The 17,748-nt window shown below is 65.6% G+C and carries 18 protein-coding genes and 2 tRNA genes; 7 read left to right on the top strand and 13 right to left on the bottom strand.

Annotated elements, in window-relative coordinates; all coding sequences use genetic code 11:
- Position 1: 1 nt before the first annotated feature.
- The gene (locus AC1VNX_RS12515; RefSeq protein WP_483161939.1) at positions 2 to 988 is read left to right on the top strand and encodes an NADPH:quinone oxidoreductase family protein; all 987 of its coding nucleotides are present in this window, start codon (positions 2 to 4) and stop codon (positions 986 to 988) included.
- A gap of 93 nt (positions 989 to 1,081) precedes the next feature.
- On the opposite strand, the gene AC1VNX_RS12510 is transcribed toward AC1VNX_RS12515, so the two are convergent.
- The 3 genes from AC1VNX_RS12510 to AC1VNX_RS12500 form a co-directional block, all read right to left on the bottom strand.
- The gene (locus tag AC1VNX_RS12510; RefSeq protein ID WP_483156986.1) at positions 1,082 to 1,426 is read right to left on the bottom strand and encodes an H-NS histone family protein; all 345 of its coding nucleotides are present in this window, start codon (positions 1,424 to 1,426) and stop codon (positions 1,082 to 1,084) included.
- A gap of 284 nt (positions 1,427 to 1,710) precedes the next feature.
- A tRNA-His gene (locus AC1VNX_RS12505) sits at positions 1,711 to 1,786 on the bottom strand.
- A 77-nt stretch (positions 1,787 to 1,863) separates the two neighbouring features.
- Positions 1,864 to 2,505 (bottom strand): YbhB/YbcL family Raf kinase inhibitor-like protein, encoded by a 642-nt coding sequence (locus tag AC1VNX_RS12500; protein WP_483156985.1) that lies wholly within the window; start codon positions 2,503 to 2,505, stop codon positions 1,864 to 1,866.
- 205 nt (positions 2,506 to 2,710) lie between these two features.
- On the opposite strand from AC1VNX_RS12500, the gene AC1VNX_RS12495 reads away from it, so the two are divergent.
- Both AC1VNX_RS12495 and AC1VNX_RS12490 read left to right on the top strand, forming a co-directional pair.
- A complete protein-coding gene (locus AC1VNX_RS12495) occupies positions 2,711 to 2,959 on the top strand; it encodes a GlsB/YeaQ/YmgE family stress response membrane protein (protein WP_483156984.1) in 249 nt (82 codons plus the stop codon).
- 50 nt (positions 2,960 to 3,009) lie between these two features.
- The gene (locus AC1VNX_RS12490; RefSeq protein ID WP_126472778.1) at positions 3,010 to 3,342 is read left to right on the top strand and encodes a hypothetical protein; all 333 of its coding nucleotides are present in this window, start codon (positions 3,010 to 3,012) and stop codon (positions 3,340 to 3,342) included.
- 27 nt (positions 3,343 to 3,369) lie between these two features.
- Here AC1VNX_RS12490 and AC1VNX_RS12485 read toward each other — a convergent pair whose 3' ends face one another.
- The 6 genes from AC1VNX_RS12485 to AC1VNX_RS12460 form a co-directional block, all read right to left on the bottom strand.
- Complete coding sequence (locus AC1VNX_RS12485; protein ID WP_483156983.1) at positions 3,370 to 4,044, bottom strand: histidine phosphatase family protein; 675 nt, start codon at positions 4,042 to 4,044, stop codon at positions 3,370 to 3,372.
- 128 nt (positions 4,045 to 4,172) lie between these two features.
- Positions 4,173 to 6,089, bottom strand: a complete 1,917-nt coding sequence (locus AC1VNX_RS12480; protein WP_483156982.1) for a peptidyl-prolyl cis-trans isomerase — start codon at positions 6,087 to 6,089, stop codon at positions 4,173 to 4,175.
- 77 nt (positions 6,090 to 6,166) lie between these two features.
- A tRNA-Val gene (locus tag AC1VNX_RS12475) sits at positions 6,167 to 6,242 on the bottom strand.
- A 29-nt stretch (positions 6,243 to 6,271) separates the two neighbouring features.
- Positions 6,272 to 6,544, bottom strand: a complete 273-nt coding sequence (locus AC1VNX_RS12470) for an HU family DNA-binding protein (RefSeq protein WP_007830705.1) — start codon at positions 6,542 to 6,544, stop codon at positions 6,272 to 6,274.
- Positions 6,545 to 6,763: 219 nt separating this feature from the next.
- Positions 6,764 to 7,849, bottom strand: coding sequence for a tartrate dehydrogenase (locus AC1VNX_RS12465; protein ID WP_483156981.1), 1,086 nt, complete (start codon positions 7,847 to 7,849; stop codon positions 6,764 to 6,766).
- The gene (locus tag AC1VNX_RS12460; protein WP_483156980.1) at positions 7,846 to 8,775 is read right to left on the bottom strand and encodes an alpha/beta fold hydrolase; all 930 of its coding nucleotides are present in this window, start codon (positions 8,773 to 8,775) and stop codon (positions 7,846 to 7,848) included. The genes AC1VNX_RS12465 and AC1VNX_RS12460 overlap by 4 nt, the downstream gene beginning before the upstream one ends.
- 86 nt (positions 8,776 to 8,861) lie before the next feature.
- On the opposite strand from AC1VNX_RS12460, the gene AC1VNX_RS12455 reads away from it, so the two are divergent.
- Positions 8,862 to 9,809, top strand: a complete 948-nt coding sequence (locus AC1VNX_RS12455) for a LysR substrate-binding domain-containing protein (protein WP_483156979.1) — start codon at positions 8,862 to 8,864, stop codon at positions 9,807 to 9,809.
- 22 nt (positions 9,810 to 9,831) lie between these two features.
- On the opposite strand, the gene AC1VNX_RS12450 is transcribed toward AC1VNX_RS12455, so the two are convergent.
- The 4 genes from AC1VNX_RS12450 to AC1VNX_RS12435 all read right to left on the bottom strand — a co-directional run bounded on the left by AC1VNX_RS12450 (position 9,832) and on the right by AC1VNX_RS12435 (position 14,834).
- Positions 9,832 to 10,719 carry a DMT family transporter gene (locus tag AC1VNX_RS12450; protein ID WP_483156978.1) on the bottom strand — a complete coding sequence of 296 codons (888 nt, stop codon included), beginning with the start codon at positions 10,717 to 10,719 and terminating at the stop codon, positions 9,832 to 9,834.
- 4 nt (positions 10,720 to 10,723) lie between these two features.
- Positions 10,724 to 11,290: a CDP-diacylglycerol--glycerol-3-phosphate 3-phosphatidyltransferase gene (gene pgsA, locus AC1VNX_RS12445; RefSeq protein ID WP_093051202.1), complete on the bottom strand. Its 567-nt coding sequence runs from the start codon at positions 11,288 to 11,290 to the stop codon at positions 10,724 to 10,726.
- A gap of 48 nt (positions 11,291 to 11,338) precedes the next feature.
- Complete coding sequence (gene uvrC, locus AC1VNX_RS12440; protein WP_483156977.1) at positions 11,339 to 13,300, bottom strand: excinuclease ABC subunit UvrC; 1,962 nt, start codon at positions 13,298 to 13,300, stop codon at positions 11,339 to 11,341.
- Positions 13,301 to 13,400: 100 nt separating this feature from the next.
- Complete coding sequence (locus tag AC1VNX_RS12435) at positions 13,401 to 14,834, bottom strand: M20/M25/M40 family metallo-hydrolase (RefSeq protein ID WP_483156976.1); 1,434 nt, start codon at positions 14,832 to 14,834, stop codon at positions 13,401 to 13,403.
- A gap of 74 nt (positions 14,835 to 14,908) precedes the next feature.
- Here AC1VNX_RS12435 and earP point away from each other — a divergent pair, with 74 nt between their 5' ends.
- The 3 genes from earP (at position 14,909) to AC1VNX_RS12420 (ending at position 17,745) form a co-directional block, all read left to right on the top strand.
- Positions 14,909 to 16,006, top strand: a complete 1,098-nt coding sequence (gene earP / locus AC1VNX_RS12430) for an elongation factor P maturation arginine rhamnosyltransferase EarP (protein ID WP_483156975.1) — start codon at positions 14,909 to 14,911, stop codon at positions 16,004 to 16,006.
- A 185-nt stretch (positions 16,007 to 16,191) separates the two neighbouring features.
- Positions 16,192 to 16,746 carry an elongation factor P gene (gene efp, locus AC1VNX_RS12425; protein ID WP_176667085.1) on the top strand — a complete coding sequence of 185 codons (555 nt, stop codon included), beginning with the start codon at positions 16,192 to 16,194 and terminating at the stop codon, positions 16,744 to 16,746.
- 135 nt (positions 16,747 to 16,881) lie between these two features.
- Positions 16,882 to 17,745 carry an LOG family protein gene (locus AC1VNX_RS12420; protein WP_483156974.1) on the top strand — a complete coding sequence of 288 codons (864 nt, stop codon included), beginning with the start codon at positions 16,882 to 16,884 and terminating at the stop codon, positions 17,743 to 17,745.
- Positions 17,746 to 17,748 lie beyond the last annotated feature (3 nt).

The raw sequence follows: 17,748 nt of genomic DNA, 5'->3' as shown, positions 1-17,748 counted from the left end.
CATGCACGCATGGCTTTGCGAAAACCCCGTCGGCGTCGACGCGCTGACCTGGAAGGAACTGCCCACCCCCACCCCAGGCCCGGGCCAGGTGCTCATCGAAATCAAGGCGGCCAGCCTGAATTTCCCCGATCTGCTGATCGTGCAGAACAAGTACCAGATGAAGCCGCCGCTGCCCTTCGTGCCGGGCTCCGAGTACGCAGGCGTCATCCAGGCGGTCGGCGAAGGCGTCACGCATCTGAAGGTCGGGCAGAACGTGGCCTGCCTCTCGGGCACGGGCGGCTTCGGCACCCACACTCTCGCGCCCGCGGCGCTGTGCATGCCCCTGCCGGAAGGCTTCGGCCATGTCGACGCGGCGGCATTCATCATGATCTACGCGACCTCGTGGCACGCGCTGATGGACCGGGCGCAGCTGAAGGCCGGTGAAACCGTGCTGGTACTCGGCGCGGCCGGCGGCGTGGGCACGGCGGCCATCCAGATCGCAAAGGCCGCCGGAGCCAAGGTGATCGCCGCCGCCTCCACCGACGAGAAATGCGAGCTTTGCCGCTCCATTGGCGCCGACGCGACGATCAACTACACGACGCATGCGCTGCCCAACGGTTTTCGCGACGCCATCAAGGCCGCAACCGATGGCAAAGGCCCGGATGTCATTTACGACCCGGTGGGCGGCGATTTTGCGGAACCGGCCTTTCGCTCCATCGGGTGGCGCGGCCGTTATTTGGTCGTCGGTTTTGCATCGGGCCCGATTCCGTCGCTGCCATTGAATCTGATGCTGCTGAAAGGCGCCTCGCTGGTCGGTGTCTTCTGGGGCGATTTCGCCAAGCGCGAGCCCAAGGCCAATGCGCAGATGATGGCGGAATTGGCGCAGTGGTACGGCCAGGGAAAGATCAAGCCGGTGATCGACAGCACCATGCCGATGGCCGAATTGAAGGCCGCTTACGCCCACATGGGTTCGCGCGGCGTCAAAGGAAAACTGGTGATGGTGAACTGAGCGCGCCGCCCTTCTACGCTCCTGCGCCCAATAAAAAAAGCCCGCTCATGCGGGCTTTTTTATTGGGCACCTGCCCAGCGAAAACAGGGGCACTTACTTGATCTCGTAATCGGAAAGAGACTTGCCCGCGGCCAATGCCTCGGTCACCCAGCGCGGCTTGCGGCCACGGCCACCGGACCAGGTTTCGCCGGTCGGGCTGCGATATTTGGCGGCAGCCTTGGCCGGAGCAGCGCTTGCAGCGCGCTTGGCGGAGCCCGCACGGCCGGTCAGCTTCAGGTCGGAGGCCGTCAAACCGTATTCGGCGATCTTGCGGCGCAACTCTTCGATCACGCCTGAGCGTTCCTGGTTGCGCAGGTCTTCGGCCTGCTTGCGCAATTGCGCAATCTGCTCGTCATGCTTCTTGATCTGGGAATTGATATCGGCGAGGGTCGAAGCCATTCTTGGACTCCTGAAATTGAAAACGGGGCGATTTTAATTCAGTTTACATTTGGCACAAGTGCCTTAACGAGCGAAAAAAACGGTGCCGCATTGCATTAGTGCAACAACTCGCAACATAAAGCGATGACCGCCGGAAGCGGCTTATAGGTAGTCAAGAGGGGAAAAAGAGGCTTCGGCGTGAAGACCGCAGAAGATGCGGCAACCGAAAAAGACAACGCCGGGACAAGCCCGGCGTTTTTGTTCCTTTGAATGTGCTATTGCGCAATAGCACAAAGGAGATATTTTGGGGTGGCTGATGGGACTCGAACCCACGACGACCAGAATCACAATCTGGGACTCTACCAGCTGAGCTACAGCCACCGCAGAGCCTACGATTGTAGCGTTAAAAATCCCGATTTTGACGGCGCCAATCCACGAAGAGGCTCGAAAGCCACATTTCACCCTGCAATCGCCGATCCGACCGAGGGTGCGGCGTCCGGGATTCCGATCGAGCCATCGGATCTTTCGTATGTGCCGACCAGCAGCCCGCTGGCGACAGCATGTTCGCGCAAGGCATCGACGATCTCGTCTCTTCCAGGTGTTTCCGAAAACGCCGGGCGGCTTTCCAGCGCAAACAGCTGGAACGCATAGCGATGAACTCCGTGCCCCGGCGGAGGATCGGGCGGCAGCCAAGTCGCTTGAAGTGCCGAGTTGCGCCCGACATGCAACCCCGCCGTAGCGTCGTGGCCTTGGCTGGGAATTGCTCCTTCATGCAGCGCCCCGCTCTCCGGCACCAGATCCACCACGATGGCATGCACCAGCGGGTTCGGCGTCGGCGAATCCGCGTCTTCCACGATCAGCAGCAACGATGCCGCACCAGCGGGCAAACCGCTCCATTGAAGCGGCGGTGAAATACCCTCGCCATCCGCGGTGCAACACCGCGGCAGCGGCGCATGGTCGGCAAAGGCCAGGCTGGTGAGTTCGATCGAACCCATCCCCTCGCGCATGCCAAGCGTGTTGAAGACGATGTTGTCCAGACCAGCGCGCACACCCTGCAGCGCCTGGCCGATGACTTCCGGCAGTTTTTCGAGCATGCGCATGGTGTACCGCCACGCCGGAGGTGAATCTGTAGGACGCCGCGCAGCACCCGCGTCACGAAGTCGGGCACAAATTCTCAGGCGCATCGCTCGATGCGCAGCGCCACCGCCTGCATGCACATCGCTCCGCTATCATGAATGCGGCCCGTGCCGACGGGCATGGCCCAGCGCCAGTTCCACCACTTCACCACACCAAAGGAATATCTTCATGAGCATCGTCTGGACTATCCTGATCGGGTTCGTCGTGGGTCTTGTGGCACGGGCCGTCAAGCCGGGCGACGACTCCGCGGGCTTCATCGTCACCACCATCATCGGCATCGCCGGCTCGCTGATCGTCACGTACGTCGGCCAGTCGCTGGGCTGGTACACCGCCGGCCAGGGCGCCGGCTTCATCGCCTCCGTACTGGGCGCGATCGTGCTGCTCGTCATCTACGGCATGATCAAGCGCAAGAGCTGATCGATACGAAAACAAGGGGCCGTGCCGCCTCGCGCGCACGGCACCCGACGATGCCCCGCAAAGCGCGCGCCAAGCATCATGTGTATGTGGTCGAGCTGGACGACCGCGTATGGAACAACGGCCGCTTCAGGCGCGCCAACCCCGACTACCAGCTCGGCAAACCCTTCGTCTACGTCGGCATGACCGGCCTGGACCCCGACATCCGTTTCGACAAGCACAAGGCCGGCATCCAGGCCAACAGCTTCGTGCAGGAGTTCGGCCTGCACCTGCTGCCCGCGCTCTACGAGCGCTACAACCCCATGACCTACGAGGACGCACGCCTGATGGAGGTCGACCTCGGGATCGCGTTGCGCAAGGCCGGCTACGGCGTCTGGCAGGCCTGACGCCCAGTCGGGCGAGCGAGCAGTTCTTCAGGAGTAGGTGATCCAGTCTTCGTAGGCCGGGCCGTCCAGATGCGGCAACGTGTTGTAGGTCACCAGCATGTGCCGCTTCGGCGTGAAGGCGAACTCCGTCACCGAGGTATTGCGGATGCGCAGATTGAGCTCGATCGTCGTCTCGGCGCTCGTGCCCAGCACATGCCCCACGGCCGTGCTGATCGGCCCCCCGCTCGACACCACCAGCACCTTCGCGCCATGGTGCCTGTCGCGCACGTGATCAAGCGCCGTCGTCACGCCAGCGAGAAAGTCGACATAGCTGGGCATGCCGACCGGCGCGGTCCGGCCCTGCATCCAGGCGCTCAGGCCTTCGCGCAGCAGGCGGAAATGATGGCGGTACATCTCGGGCGTGTCGGGCTTCTGCAGCTTGCCTTCGTGGATGGTGGCGATGACCGCCTCGCTGTCGTATTCGTTGAGGCCGGGCCACGGCAGCACATCGTCGCGCTCGAGACCAAGCCCCTTGGCGATGCCTTCCCAGGTCTGGCGATGGCGCCTCAGCGTGCCGGTGATGACGGCATCGAACTTCATCCCGCGCTCACGCCAGTATTCGCCGAGGCGAACAGCCTGCCGATGCCCGAGCTCGCTCAGGTTGTCATAGTCGGCAGCGCCGAAGCTGGCCTGCCCGTGGCGCACGAGGTAAAGGGTTCCCATGGGCGGAATTCTGGCAAGAAGCGAAGGCGCGAGTTGTCCCTCGTGCGACCTGCTTCTGCCGCAATGAAAAAGGCCCGAGCCATTGGCCCGGGCCTTGTCTGTTTGTTCGCAGTGGCGTGAAGCGCGTATCAGCGACCTGCCGCAACCGGCAGCGTCTCCGCCGGCTTCGGCACGAGGATCTCGGCCTTGAAGCGATCCTTCAACAGGTTGTAGTAAGCAGCATCTTCGGCAGCGGCGACGGACTGGCCGACCTGCATCTGCTCCTGCTTCGCAAGCTCCGCCGGCGGTGGCGTGCGTGGAACCACCTTGGTCACGCGCACCACCGTGTAGCCCTGCGCGCCCAGGTCCACGCCCACGAGCACAGGCAGCTTGGAGGCGTCGGCGCGCAGCGCGGCGTCGATGACCGGCAGCGGCTGCGATTGCGCATCGCGGCGCGACACCGTCACGGGCGCACCGAACGTGGCACCGTCAGCCTTCGCGGTCCACGCGGCGAGCTTCGCTTCGCCTTCGGCCTTGGCCAGCACGGCGGCGCGCTCAGCGACGAGTTGCGCACGGATCTTGTCTTTCACATCGGCCAGCGGCACCGGATGCGCCGCGGTGTACTTCGTCACGCGGCCCGACGCGAGCTGGCTCGGGCCGACTTCGATCGCCTCGGTGTTCTGCTTGCGCTCGAGCGAGTCGGCTGCGAACAGCGCACTCAGGAAGTTGCGGTTCGCCAGCGGGCCCGTGGTGCCCGGTGCGGGCGTGCGCGCGACGTTGTCGGCCGTACGGATCGAGAGCTTCAGCTTCTCGGCCGCAGGCTTGAGGCTGTCGGGCGTCTGATAGACCGCGTCGGTGAAGGTCTCGGCGGCCTTTGCGAATTCCTGCGTGGCCTGCTGCGAGCGCATGTCGTTCTCGATGGTTGCGCGCACCTGCTCGAAGGGCGGAATCACTGCCGGCTTGATGTCGGTCAGGTGGATGATGTGATAGCCGAATTCCGTTTCGACCACACCGCTGATCTCGCCCTTCTTGAGCGCGAACATCGCGTCTTCGAAAGGCTTGACCATCGCGCCCTTCGTCACGAAGTCGAGGTCGCCGCCCTTCTCCGCAGAACCCGGGTCCTGCGAATTCTTGCGCGCCACCTCCGCAAAGGTGTTGGGAGCCTTCTTCACTTCGGCCAGCAGTTGCTCGGCCTTCGCCTTGGCCTTCTCGCGGTCGGCTGCAGAAGCGCTGGCCGGCGCGGTGATGAGGATGTGGCTCGCGCGACGCTCTTCCTTCGTGCCGAAGCGCGAGGCGTTCTGCTCGTAGTAGGTCTTGAGGTCGGCCTCGTTCACGACAACGTTCTTCTTGGCCGCGTCGAGGTCGAGCACCAGGTATTCGATGCTGGCCTGCTCGGGTGCTTGGAACTGCGCCGTGTGGTCCTTGTAGTAGGTCTCGATGTCGGCATCGCTCACCGTCACCTTCGAGGCGAAGGCCTCAGGGGTGAAGCGGGCGACCTGGATTTCACGCGTGTCGTAGAAGGCGTTGATGGTGGTCGCGGCCAGCGCGGGCGGCGTGAAGGCCGTGCTCGAGATGCCCAGCAGCACCTGCTGCGTTGCCATGTCCGCGCGCACGGATGCTTCGTACTGCTCGGGCGTGCGGCCCGTCACGCGCTGGAAGCTCTCGCGGTCGAACTTGCCGTCGGGCGTGCGGAAGGTGGCGAGGCCCGGGTCCTGCGCGAAGATGCGCGAGAGGCGGTCTTCGGACACCGTCATGTTGGCCTTGGCAGCCGCTGCGGCCAGCACGCGATCGCGCACCATGCGCTCCAGCGTGGCGTAGCGCATGGCGTCTGATTCGAGGAGCGTCGGGTCGACGTTGGGCGACTGCTGGCGGATGCGATCCGTCTCGACGCGATGCTGCTGATCCCACTCGGGCTTCGTGATGTCGTGCCCTTCGATGCGCGCAACCTTCTCGTCGCGGCCGAAGCCCTGATAGCGCTCGACACCGAACAACACGAACGACGGAATGATCAGCAAGAACAAGATGATCATCACGATCTTGTTGTACTTGCGGAAGGTATCAAACATGCTTGAACACTCTTTTTCGACAGCAGTCGGACGGCAATAAAAAAGGCGAACTTGTGGTTCGCCTTTGCATCGGGTGGTGGTGGGTGCTGAGGGGCTCGAACCCCCGACCTACGCCTTGTAAGGGCGCCGCTCTACCAACTGAGCTAAGCACCCCACCGGAAATACTCTCCGAGTCTAACGCCTCAATTCAGCGCGTCTTTCAGCGCCTTGCCGGGACGGAACTTCGGGATCTTGGCGGCCTTGATTTTAATCGCGTCGCCGGTGCGGGGATTTCGGCCGGTGCGGGCCGCGCGTTTGCCTACTGCGAAAGTGCCGAAACCGACGAGCGAAACGGAGCCGCCCTTTTTGAGCGTGGTACGAATGGCGCCGATGGTGGATTCGAGCGCGCGGGTCGCTGCGGCTTTGGAAATGTCGGCGTTCTTTGCAATGTGCTCAATCAGTTCGGTCTTGTTCACAAGGGCCCCTTGTAGAAAAAAGTTGGTCGGCTTTCGTCAGCTGCGACCTGGCCGCAAACGGTGCGACACAAGAACCTGGCAGGCCTGACGCCTCGGCAGCGCGCTGCCAGCGAGGATTACAACCACTGGTCTGCAGGGTGTCAATAAGACGCGAGGCCATGCAGAGCAGCGGAGCGCGCGATTTTAGGGGCGTTTCGTGAAGTCCTTTTTCAAAGGCTCTCAAAGGGCATCGGCGATGGCCTTGCCCAGGTCGGAGGTGCTGGCCTTGCCGCCGATGTCCGGGGTGCGCGGTGCTCCGCTTTGGGGCGCGAGCACCTTCTCGATGGTCGACAGGATGGCGTCGTGCGCCTGCTTGTGGCCCAGGAACTCCAGCATCATCGCGCCGCACCAGATCTGCCCGATCGGGTTGGCGATGCCCTTGCCGGCGATGTCCGGCGCCGAGCCGTGCACCGGTTCGAACAGCGACGGCGCAGTGCGGTCGGGGTTGAGGTTGGCGCTCGGCGCGATGCCGATGGTGCCGGTGCAGGCCGGCCCGAGGTCGGACAGGATGTCGCCGAACAGGTTGCTCGCCACCACCACGTCGAAGAAGTCGGGCCGCTGCACGAAGTGGGCGGTGAGGATGTCGATGTGGAACTTGTCGAGCTTGACGCCGGGGTAGCTCTTGCCCATCTCGGCCACGCGCTCGTCCCAGTAGGGCATCGTGATCGAGATGCCGTTCGACTTGGTGGCGCTGGTCAGGTGCTTCTTCGGCCGCGACTGCGCGAGCTCGAACGCGAACTTCAGCACCCGGTCGACGCCCACGCGCGACATCACCGTTTCCTGCACCACGATCTCGCGCGGCGTGCCCTGGTACATGCGCCCGCCGATGCTGGAGTATTCGCCCTCGGTGTTCTCGCGCACGATGTACATGTCGATCTCGCCGGGCTCGCGCGGCGTGCCGTCGCGGCGCACCACCGGCGCGATGATGCCGGGCATCAGGCGCGCGGGACGCAGGTTGATGTACTGGTCGAACTCGCGGCGGAACATCAGCAGCGAGCCCCACAGCGACACGTGGTCCGGAATCTTCTCGGGCCAGCCCACCGCGCCGAAGAAGATGGCGTCGTGGCCGCCGATCTGGTCCTTCCAGTTGTCGGGAAGCATCTGGCCGTGCTTCTCGTAGTAGTCCCAGCTCGAGAAGTCGAAATGTTCGAACTTCAGGTCGATGCCGAATTTGCGCGCCGCGGCATCGAGCACGCGCAGCCCCTCGGGCATGGTCTCCTTGCCGATGCCGTCGCCGGCGATGACTGCGATTCTGTGGGTGCTCATGGAGTGTCTCCTGCGTGTGCGTGTTGCGAAGATGGAAGAAGAGGAAAGAAGGCCAGGGCCTCGGCGAGCAACTGGTCCGGGGCCTCCTCGGGAACATAGTGACCGCAAGGCAGGGCGCGGCCCGACAGGTCGCAGGCGCGCTCGCGCCATAGCCCCAGCACGTCGAAGGACTTGCCGACCGCGCCGTGCTCTCCCCACAGCACGCGCAACGGCTGCTTCAACTGCAGGCCGGCGGCGATGTCTGCGCGGTCGTGCACGAGATCGATGGTGGCGGAGGCCCGGTAGTCCTCGCAGATGGATTCGGCGGTGCCCGCGATGGCGGCGCAACGCTCGTACTCGGCCAGCACCTCGGGTGCGAAGGGCGTGAGGCCGGCGTGCCGTCCGCCCATGACGCTGCGCACGTAGCGCACCGGGTTGGACGCGATCAGCGCCTCGGGCAGCGGTGGCGGCTGGATCAGGAAGAACCAGTGCCAGTAGGCCTTGGCAAAGGCCTCGGAGGTCTGCTCGTACATCGCGAGCGTGGGTGCGATGTCGAGCAGCAGCATGCGCTCGACCGCCTCGGGATGGTCCATCGCAAGCCGATGCGCGACGCGCGCACCGCGGTCGTGCGCCAGGATGCCGAAGCGCTCGAAGCCGTGGTGCTGCATCGCGGCGAGCGCGTCGAGCGCCATCTCGCGCTTGCTGTAGACCGCATGCTCGGCATCCGCCGCCGGCCGGCCCGAATCGCCATAGCCGCGCAGGTCGACCGCCACCACCGTGAATCGCTCCGCCAGCGCCGGTGCCACGCGATGCCAGATCGCATGCGTCTGCGGATGGCCATGAAGCAGCAGCAAGGGAGCCCCCTGCCCGCCGATGCGCCCGTGAATGCGCACGCCGTTGCGCTCGATGTCGAAGGTGGGGAAGGAAAGAAAGGAAGAGGCCGTCACGGCGACGATTGTGCGTTGCGCCCTGCCAGCCATCAAGCAACAATCGGCCAATTCATACTTTCCGATCTGGCATGAATCAACCATCGATGGAAAGAAGCGACCTGGCACTTGTTCTGGCGATTCGCGACCAGGGCAGCCTCGCGGGCGCGGCGGCCACGCTCGACGTGGTGCCGTCCGTCGTCACCAAGCGGCTGCGCGCGTTGGAGACGCGCCTGGGCCAGCGGCTGTTCGACCGCACCACCCGGCGCCTCAGCGCCACGGCCGAAGGCGAAGCGGTCTGCCTGCATGCGCGGGCGCTGCTCGACGGCTTCGCCGCGCTGGAAAGCGAACTCGGCGAGCGACAGAACGAGCTGACCGGCACCGTCCGCCTCGCCGCCACCTTCGGCTTCGGCCGGCTCTGGCTCGGGCCGGCACTGGCCGCCTTCCAGGCCCGGCATCCCGCGCTGCAGATCGAGCTGGTGCTCACCGAACAACTGCCCGACCTCGGTGCCGAGGGCTACGACGGCGCGGTCTGGCTCTGGGCCGTGCAGCAGCGCCACGCGGCCGACTGGGTCTCGCGGCGCATCGCGCGCAACCAGCGTGTGCTGGCCGCGTCGCCCGACTACCTGAAACGCCGTGGCACGCCGGCCACCATCGAGGCGCTGGCCTCGCACGATTGCCTGGTCGCGCGCGAGAACGGCGATGCCGCCGGCCAGCGCCAGCACGCCGTCTGGACACTGCGCCACGCGCGGGACGGCAGCACGGCGCGCGTGCGCGTGCAGGGGCCGCTGGCCAGCAATTCGGGCGAGATGGTGCGCGACTGGTGCATGGCCGGGCACGGCATCATGCTGCGCAGCCTGTGGGACATCGCACCCCAGCTCGCGAGCGGCGATCTCGTGCGCCTGCTGCCGCAGTACGCGATGGCGGAAGCCGACATCCACTGGATCGCACCCTGGCGGCCGAAGACGCCGCGCCGAGTGCGCCTGCTGGTCGACCACCTCGTCGAGCAGTTCCGCAGCGAGCCCTGGAAGCCGGGGAAGGCCGGATCGCGCTAGATGCTAGATATAAGAAGGTGGCTCAGCGGCCGCCGCTGCGCACCACGAGGCTCACGCCCGCCGCCGTGAGCCCGATGCCCAGCACCGTCACCAGCGTGATCGGCTCGGAGAACAGCAGCCACGCCATCACTGCCGTGCAGGGCGGCACCAGATAGAGCAGGCTGGTGACGGCAGTGGCCGTGCCGCGCTGGATCAGCATGTAGAGCAGCGAGCTGCCGCCCAGCGACAGCGCAAGCACCGACCAGGCCATCGCGCCGCCGGAATGCAGGTTCCACTGGATGCTGTCCGTCTCCAGCGCCGCGAACGGCAGGGTGACGAGCACGGCAGCCGCCATCTGCACGGCGCTCGCGCTGCGCACATCACAGGGCGCGACGAAGCGCTTCTGGTACAGCGTGCCCGCGGTGATCGAGACCAGCGCCATCAGCGCGAGCGCCATCGTCTCCACGCTGACCTCGCCGCCCTGCCCCAGCTTGCGCAGCACCACCAGCACCAGGCCCGCGAAACCCAGCCCCAGTCCGATCCACTGGCGCCCCGTGATGCGCCCGCCGGTGAAGGAAAGCCACACAGCCGTCAGCACCGGCTGGATGCCGACCAGCAGCGCCACCAACCCCGCGCCCATGCCTTCGCGCACAGCGGCCCAGACGCCGCCAAGGTAGCCCGCCTGCATCAGGATGCCGGTGACGGCCAGATGACCCCATTGGGCCCGCTGCTTCGGCCACTCGACCCGCGCCAGCGCGACCCACGCGGCGAAGCAGGCCAGCGACAAGGCGAAGCGCACGGCGAGGAACTTGAGGGGTGGCGCATATGGCATGCCGTAGCGCGCGACGATGAAGCCCGTGCTCCAGATCAGCACGAAGACCGCGGGCATCGCCCGCAGCCAGCCCGCGCGGGCCGGGGTTGCCGGTGTCATTTGATTATTTGGTTCGGGCCCGGATTTCCGGAATGGCCTTCTGCAGGTAGTACACCATCGACCAGATGGTGAGCACGGCGGAGATCCAGATCAGCCACTGGCCCCAGACGCCGGTGTCTATGACCTTGAACAGGCGCCCGTCATAGAGCAGAAAGGGAATGGCGATCATCTGCACGGTCGTCTTGACCTTGCCGATCATGTGCACCGCCACGCTCTTGCTGGCGCCGATCTGTGCCATCCACTCGCGCAGCGCCGAAATGGCGATCTCGCGGCCGATGATGATCAGCGCCACGAACACGTCGGCCCGGTTCAGGTGCACCAGCACCAGCAGCGAGGCGCACACCAGGAACTTGTCGGCAACCGGATCGAGAAAGGCCCCGAAGGCCGAGGTCTGGTTGAGCCGGCGCGCCAGGAAGCCGTCGAGCCAGTCGGTCGCGGCGAAGACGATGAACATGACCGTGGCGATCAGGTTGCGCATCGGCTCGGCCATCGGCAGGTAGAACACACCGACGATCAAAGGGATCGCGACGATGCGCGTCCAGGTCATGATGGTCGGCAGGGTCCAGAACATCGCTTGATTGTGTCATGGCCGCGCCACCCCCTCGCGGGGGGCATGCGCTCAATGCAACGCCTTGTAGATTTCTTCCGCCAGGTCGGAGGCGATGCCCTCGACCGAGGCGATGTCCTCGATGCTCGCCGCCGCCACACCCCGGATGCCGCCGAATCGCTGCAGCAAGCGCGCCCGCCGCTTCGGTCCGATGCCCGGAATGTCCTCGAGCTGGCTGCCGCCCACCCGCACCTTGGCGCGCTTGGCCCGCATGCCGGTGATGGCGAAGCGGTGCGCCTCGTCGCGGATCTGGGCCACCAGCATCAGCGCGGCCGAGTCCTTGCCGAGGTAGACCTTCTCGCGGCCGTCGGCGAACACCAGTTCCTCGAGACCGACCTTGCGGCCCTCGCCCTTCTCGACCCCGACGATCAACGAGAGTGGCAAGCCCAGCTCGCCGAATACCTCGCGCGCCATCGACACCTGCCCCTTGCCGCCATCGACCAGCACCAGGTCGGGCATGCGGGCGGTGCGCAGCTTGGGCGGCGCCTCGCTGCCATCGCTTTCGGCATCGCCCGGCGGCAGGGCGTCGGTCTCGGCGGCCATCGCCTCGGCCAGCTTGCCGTATCGGCGATGCAGCACCTGGCGCATGGCGGCGTAGTCGTCGCCGGGCGTGATGCCCTCGATGTTGTAGCGACGGTATTCCTTGTTCTGCATGGCGTGGTGCTCGAACACCACGCAGGAGGCCTGCGTCGCCTCGCCCGCCGTGTGCGAGATGTCGAAGCACTCGACGCGGAAGTTGTCGAGATCGTCCGACGCCAGCTCCAGCGCATCGGCCAGCGCGCGGGTGCGCGCCTGCTGCGATCCCTCTTCAGCCAGCAGCCGGGCCAGCTGCAGCTTGGCGTTGGTCTCGGCCATCTCCAGCCAGTGGCGGCGCTGCTCACGCGGCTGGAACACCGCCGTCACGCGCGCACCGGCCTGCTGCGAGATGGCCTCGATCAGCTCTCGGCTCACCTGCTCGCTCAGCACCAGCGTGGCGGGCACCGGCACGTCGATGTAGTGCTGGGCGATGAAGGCCTCGAGCACCTGCACCTCGACCGAGACGGCCGCGGCGAGCGGCAGGCCTTCCTCGTCGTCGAGTTCGCCATGATGAATCTGCGCCGCGTCTTCCACATGCACCGGGAAGTACGGCCGGTCGCCCAGGTGCCGGCCGCCGCGCACCATTGCCAGGTTCACGCAGGCCTTGCCGCCCTGCACCTTCACGGCCAGGATGTCCACGTCCTTGTCGGACGCGATCTCGATGGACTGCTGGTGCAGCACGCGCGAGATCGCCGACATCTGGTTGCGCAGATCGGCCGCCTGCTCGAATTCGAGCTTCTCGGCATGCGCCGTCATGCGCTGCTCGAGCTTGGAGAGCACGAGCTGCGTGTCGCCCATCAGGAAGGCCTCGGCGCTGGCCACGTCCTGCGCATAGGCCTCGGGCCCGATGTGGCCCACGCAGGGGCCGCTGCAGCGCTTGATCTGGTAGAGCAGGCAAGGCCGCGTGCGGTTGGCGTACACCGTGTCCTCGCAGGTGCGCAGGCGGAACACCTTCTGCAGCAGCTGGATCGACTCCTTCACCGCCCATGCGCTGGGGTACGGCCCGAAGTAGCGGTGCTTCTTGTCGACCGCGCCGCGGTAGTAGGCCAGCCTCGGGAACTGGTGCGACGCGATCTTGAGGTAGGGGTAGCTCTTGTCGTCGCGAAACAGGATGTTGTAGCGCGGCTTGAGCGTCTTGATGAGGTTGTTCTCGAGCAGCAGCGCCTCGGCCTCCGACCGCACCACCGTGGTTTCCATGCGCACGATCTTCGAGATCATGTGCCCGATGCGGGTGCCGCCGTGGCTCTTCTGGAAGTAGTTGGCGACCCGCTTCTTCAGGTTGCGCGCCTTGCCAACGTAGAGCACCGCCCCGGCCGCGTCGAAATAGCGGTACACGCCGGGCAGTTGCGGCAGTGCCGCGACTTCGCTGAGCAGTTGTTCGGAATGCACGTCTGACATGGCGGCTATTGTGGCGCGCGGCATGCGAGCCCGGCGGCCGCGTGCGCGCAAACCCTTGAACGCCCCGCACCGGGCACCCAAGGGCTCCGGCGCTTACTGCCTACTTCGCGAGTTCGCTGACCAGCCGGTACAGGAACTCGCGCCCGTCGTACAGGCGCTGGATCTCGATGCGCTCGTCCAGCCCGTGAGCGCGCGCATCGGAGGGCTCGAGGAACATGCCGGTCACGCCGTACATCGGGATGCCGGCATTGCGCATGAAGCGGCTGTCGGTGGCGCCGGTGCTCATCGCGGGCACCACGGGCACGCCGGGCCACATCTGCTGCGTGATCGACTCCACCGTCTTCACCAGGTCGCCGTTCAGCGGCGAGGCCGGGCTGCGCAGCGGCTTGCCCAGGTTGCGCACCACGATCTTGTCGTTGCCGACGGCCTGGGTCAGCAGGCGCTCCACCTCGTCCGGGTCGTCGTGCGGCAGGATGCGGCAGTTGACGGTGGCCTTGGCCGACTGCGGCAGCGCGTTCTCGGCGTGGCCGGCCTGCACCATCGTCGCCACGCAGGTGGTGCGGAACTGGGCGCTGTAGGCCGGGTTGGCCGACATGCGTTCGATCACCGACGGATCGGGATTGCCTGCGCCCACGGCGCGCATGTCATCGGCGAGCTGGCCGGTGGCGAAAGGCGCGCTGCGCGCGAAGTAGGTCTTGGTGACGTCCGCGAGCTTCACCGGGAAGCTGTAGTTGCCCAACCGCTCAAGCGCTGCCGACAGCGCGTAGATGGGGTTGGTCTTGGTCGGCACCGAGCTGTGGCCGCCCACGTCGCGCGCCTCCAGCATGTAGGTCGTGTACATCTTCTCGGCCACCTGCATGCGGTGCAGGTTCGGCTTGCCGCCGCGCAGCTCGCCGCCACCGCCTTCATTGATGCCGAACTCGGCCTGCAGCAGCTCGGGCTTGTTGTTGATGAGCCAGAAGGCGCCGTTGCTCAGCGCGTCGCCGCGTTCCTCGTCGGCGGTCAGCGCGAGGATGAGGTCGCGCTTGGGCTTGAAGCCCTCCTGCTTGAGCTGGCCCACCACCGAGACCAGCGCCGCGGCCATGGCCTTGTCGTCGATGGCACCGCGCGCGGTGAAGTAGCCGCCGGTTTCCTGCAGCTTGAAGGGATCGGTCTTCCAGTCTTCGCGGCGCGCCTCGACCACGTCGATATGAGCCAGCAACAGCAGCGGCTTCTTGCTGCCGTCGCCCTTGAATCGGAGCACGAGGTTGCCCTTCTTGGGGAAGGGTTCGAAGATCTGGATGTCGCCCGGAGCGAAGCCCGCTTCGACCAGACGCTTTTCCATGGCCCGCGCCGCCGCGGTGTTGTCGCCTACCGAATGGGTGGTGTTGATCTCGATCAGCTCCTTGTAGATGTCGTGAAAGCGCTGCTGTTGCGGCGTGAGCGACGGCGGAGTCTGGGTCTGCGCCACTGCGGCTGTCATGCCGCAGATGCCGCAAAGGGCCAGGGAGACTGCGAGCACGGTTTTCGCGGCACGGAAGGTCTTCATCCTCATGGGTTCTCTCTCCGGTGGTGGTTGTCCGGACAGCATAGCAAGCACCGCCCGCGAACCCGGGCACACTCGCGACCATGCAATCCAGCCAATCGAAGCAGTGGGACATCTTCTGCAAGGTCATCGACAACCACGGCGACCTCGGTGTCTGCTGGCGATTGGCCCGCCAGCTGGCTTTACTCGGCGAACGTGTGCGGCTGTGGATCGACGACGCGACGGCGCTGGGCTGGATGGCGCCCGAGGCGCGCACGGGCCATGACGGCGTGCAGGTGATCGACTGGCTGGACCCCGCCGCCCTTCACGCGGCCGTGGCCGGGCCGGCACCCGACGTGCTGGTCGAAGCCTTCGGATGCGATCCTGCGCCGGAGCTGATCGCCCGATTCGCCGAAAGACCGGGCCTGGCCTGGATCAATCTCGAATACCTCTCGGCCGAGCCTTATGTCGAGCGGCTGCACGGCCTGCCCTCCCCTGTATTCAAGGGACCGGGCGCGGGACTGAGCAAGCGCTTCTTCTACCCGGGCTTCACGTCCGCAACGGGGGGACTGCTGCGCGAGCCCGACCTGATGGAGCGCAGGGCAGGCTTCGATCGCGCGCAATGGCTGGCGGCCCGGCAGATTCCGTGGCAGGAGGGCGAGCGCCTGGTCTCCCTTTTCTGCTACGAGCCTCCGGCGCTGGCCGACCTCCTGGCCCGCCTCGCCGAAAGCGACCAGCCCACGCGCCTGCTGGTGACAGCCGGTCGCGCCACGCAGGCGGTTCAGGCTCTCCATGGCAGCGCGCCGCTGCCCCACGGCCGCGGCGCGCTATCAATTTCATACCTGCCCTATCTCACGCAGCACGACTTCGACCACCTGCTGTGGGCCTGCGACCTGAACTTCGTGCGCGGCGAGGACTCGCTGGTGCGCGCACTCTGGGCCGGCGCGCCGCTGGTCTGGCAGATCTATCCGCAGGACGACGATGCCCACCACGAGAAGCTGAACGCCTGGCTGGACTGGCTCGGCGCCCCGCACTCGCTGCGGCTTTTTCACCACGCGTGGAACGGCTTCGGAAATGCGGCCCTGCCCGTGCCGGAAATGCAGGGTCCGTGGCTGCAAACGGCCCAGGACGCCCGCGCGCGGCTGCTCGCGCAGGACGACCTGGTTACCCAACTGCGGAAATTCGTCACCCAAAAAAGCTAAAATAGTGGGCTTTGCGGATTTCGGCCCGGTTCTCATCGACCCGGAATGCTGTCCGCTAAACCTGCCGCGGGACATGTACCGCGGGGCCAGCCACTTGGGCAAACGTCCGGACAAGCATCGCGACGGCAACCGAACGGCAAACGAAAGCCCCGCGCACCGAGCGGCCAACATCCAGAGACCCTGTTATGAAAATCGCTCAAGAAATCCGCGCCGGCAACGTCATCATGCACGGCAAGGACCCGATGGTCGTCCTCAAGACCGAATACAGCCGCGGCGGCCGCAACTCCGCCACCGTGCGCATGAAGATGAAGAGCCTGATCGCCAACTTCAACACCGAAGTGGTTTTCAAGGCCGACGACAAGATCGACCAGATCGTGCTCGACAAGAAGGAGTGCACCTACTCCTACTTCGCAGACCCCATGTACGTCTGCATGGACACCGAATACAACCAGTACGAAGTCGAAGCCGAGAACATGGGCGACGCCCTGAACTACCTCGAAGACGGCATGGCCGTCGAAGTGGTGTTCTACGAAGGCAAGGCCATCTCGGTCGAACTGCCCACCAGCGTCGAGCGCGAAATCACCTGGACCGAGCCTGCCGTCAAGGGCGACACCTCGGGCAAGGTCATGAAGCCCGCCAAGATCGCCACCGGCTTCGAAGTGCCCGTGCCGCTGTTCGTCTCGCAAGGCGACAAGATCGAAATCGACACGCGCACCGGCGAATACCGCAAGCGCGTCTGAGCCTGCAGCAGCTCAACCGACCACCACCAACGAAAGAGGCTCCGCAAGGAGCCTTTTTCGTTTCCGGCCCATGATGGGCATGATGGTTGCAACGCTGCACAATCGATCACCCGGGTCAACCTGTCCGGTTTCTCAATGAACAACACGCACAACCTTCACGACAAGCGCCTGGCCGATGCCTGGGCCACGCTCCAGTCCCACGCGGACCAGGGCCTTCCGCTCGATCCCGATCCCTCGCGCATCGCCTTCGCCGACCCCGAATTCCTGCTGCGCCGCGAGACGCGCGGCATCCGCATGCAGCTCGAGCTGATGAAGCCCGACATCGAGCAGCGCGCCCATGGCATCGAGAACACCGTGGTGGTATTCGGCAGCGCGCGCTTCCGCAGCGAGGAAGACGCCGCGGCCATGATCGCGCAGGCCGAACTCAACGGCGACACCGCGGCCTCCGAGCGCTGGCGCCGGCTGGCGCGCAACTCGCACTACTACGAGAAGGCGCGCTCCTTCGGCAAGCTGGTGGCCCGGTACAGCAACGACAAGGAGCCGCAGGACAAGCTCTTCATCTGCACCGGCGGCGGCCCCGGCATCATGCAGGCGGCCAACCGTGGCGCGCACGAGGGCGGCGGGCTTTCCGTGGGCCTGGCGATCGCGCTGCCGATGGAAGAGGAAGCCAACCCGTACGTCACGCCGGCGCTGAGCTTCAAGTTCCACTACTTCGCCATCCGCAAGATGCACTTCATGATGCGTGCGAAGGCGCTGGTGGCTTTCCCGGGCGGCTTCGGCACGCTCGACGAACTGTTCGAGGTGATCACGCTGGTGCAGACCAAGAAGTCGAAGCCGGTGCCGATCGTGCTCTTCGGCTCCGACTACTGGAAGCGCCTGATCGACTTCGACTTCCTGGTCGAGGAAGGCGTGATCTCGCCGGGCGACGTGAAGCTCTTCGAGTACGTGGACGCGCCGGAAGACGCGTGGAGCGCGATCAAGCGCTTCTACAAGCTCTGATCC

The sequence above is a fragment of the Variovorax sp. TLI9-5A genome, assembly GCF_056867935.1.
This window is presented reverse-complemented; position numbering and strand designations above follow the sequence as displayed.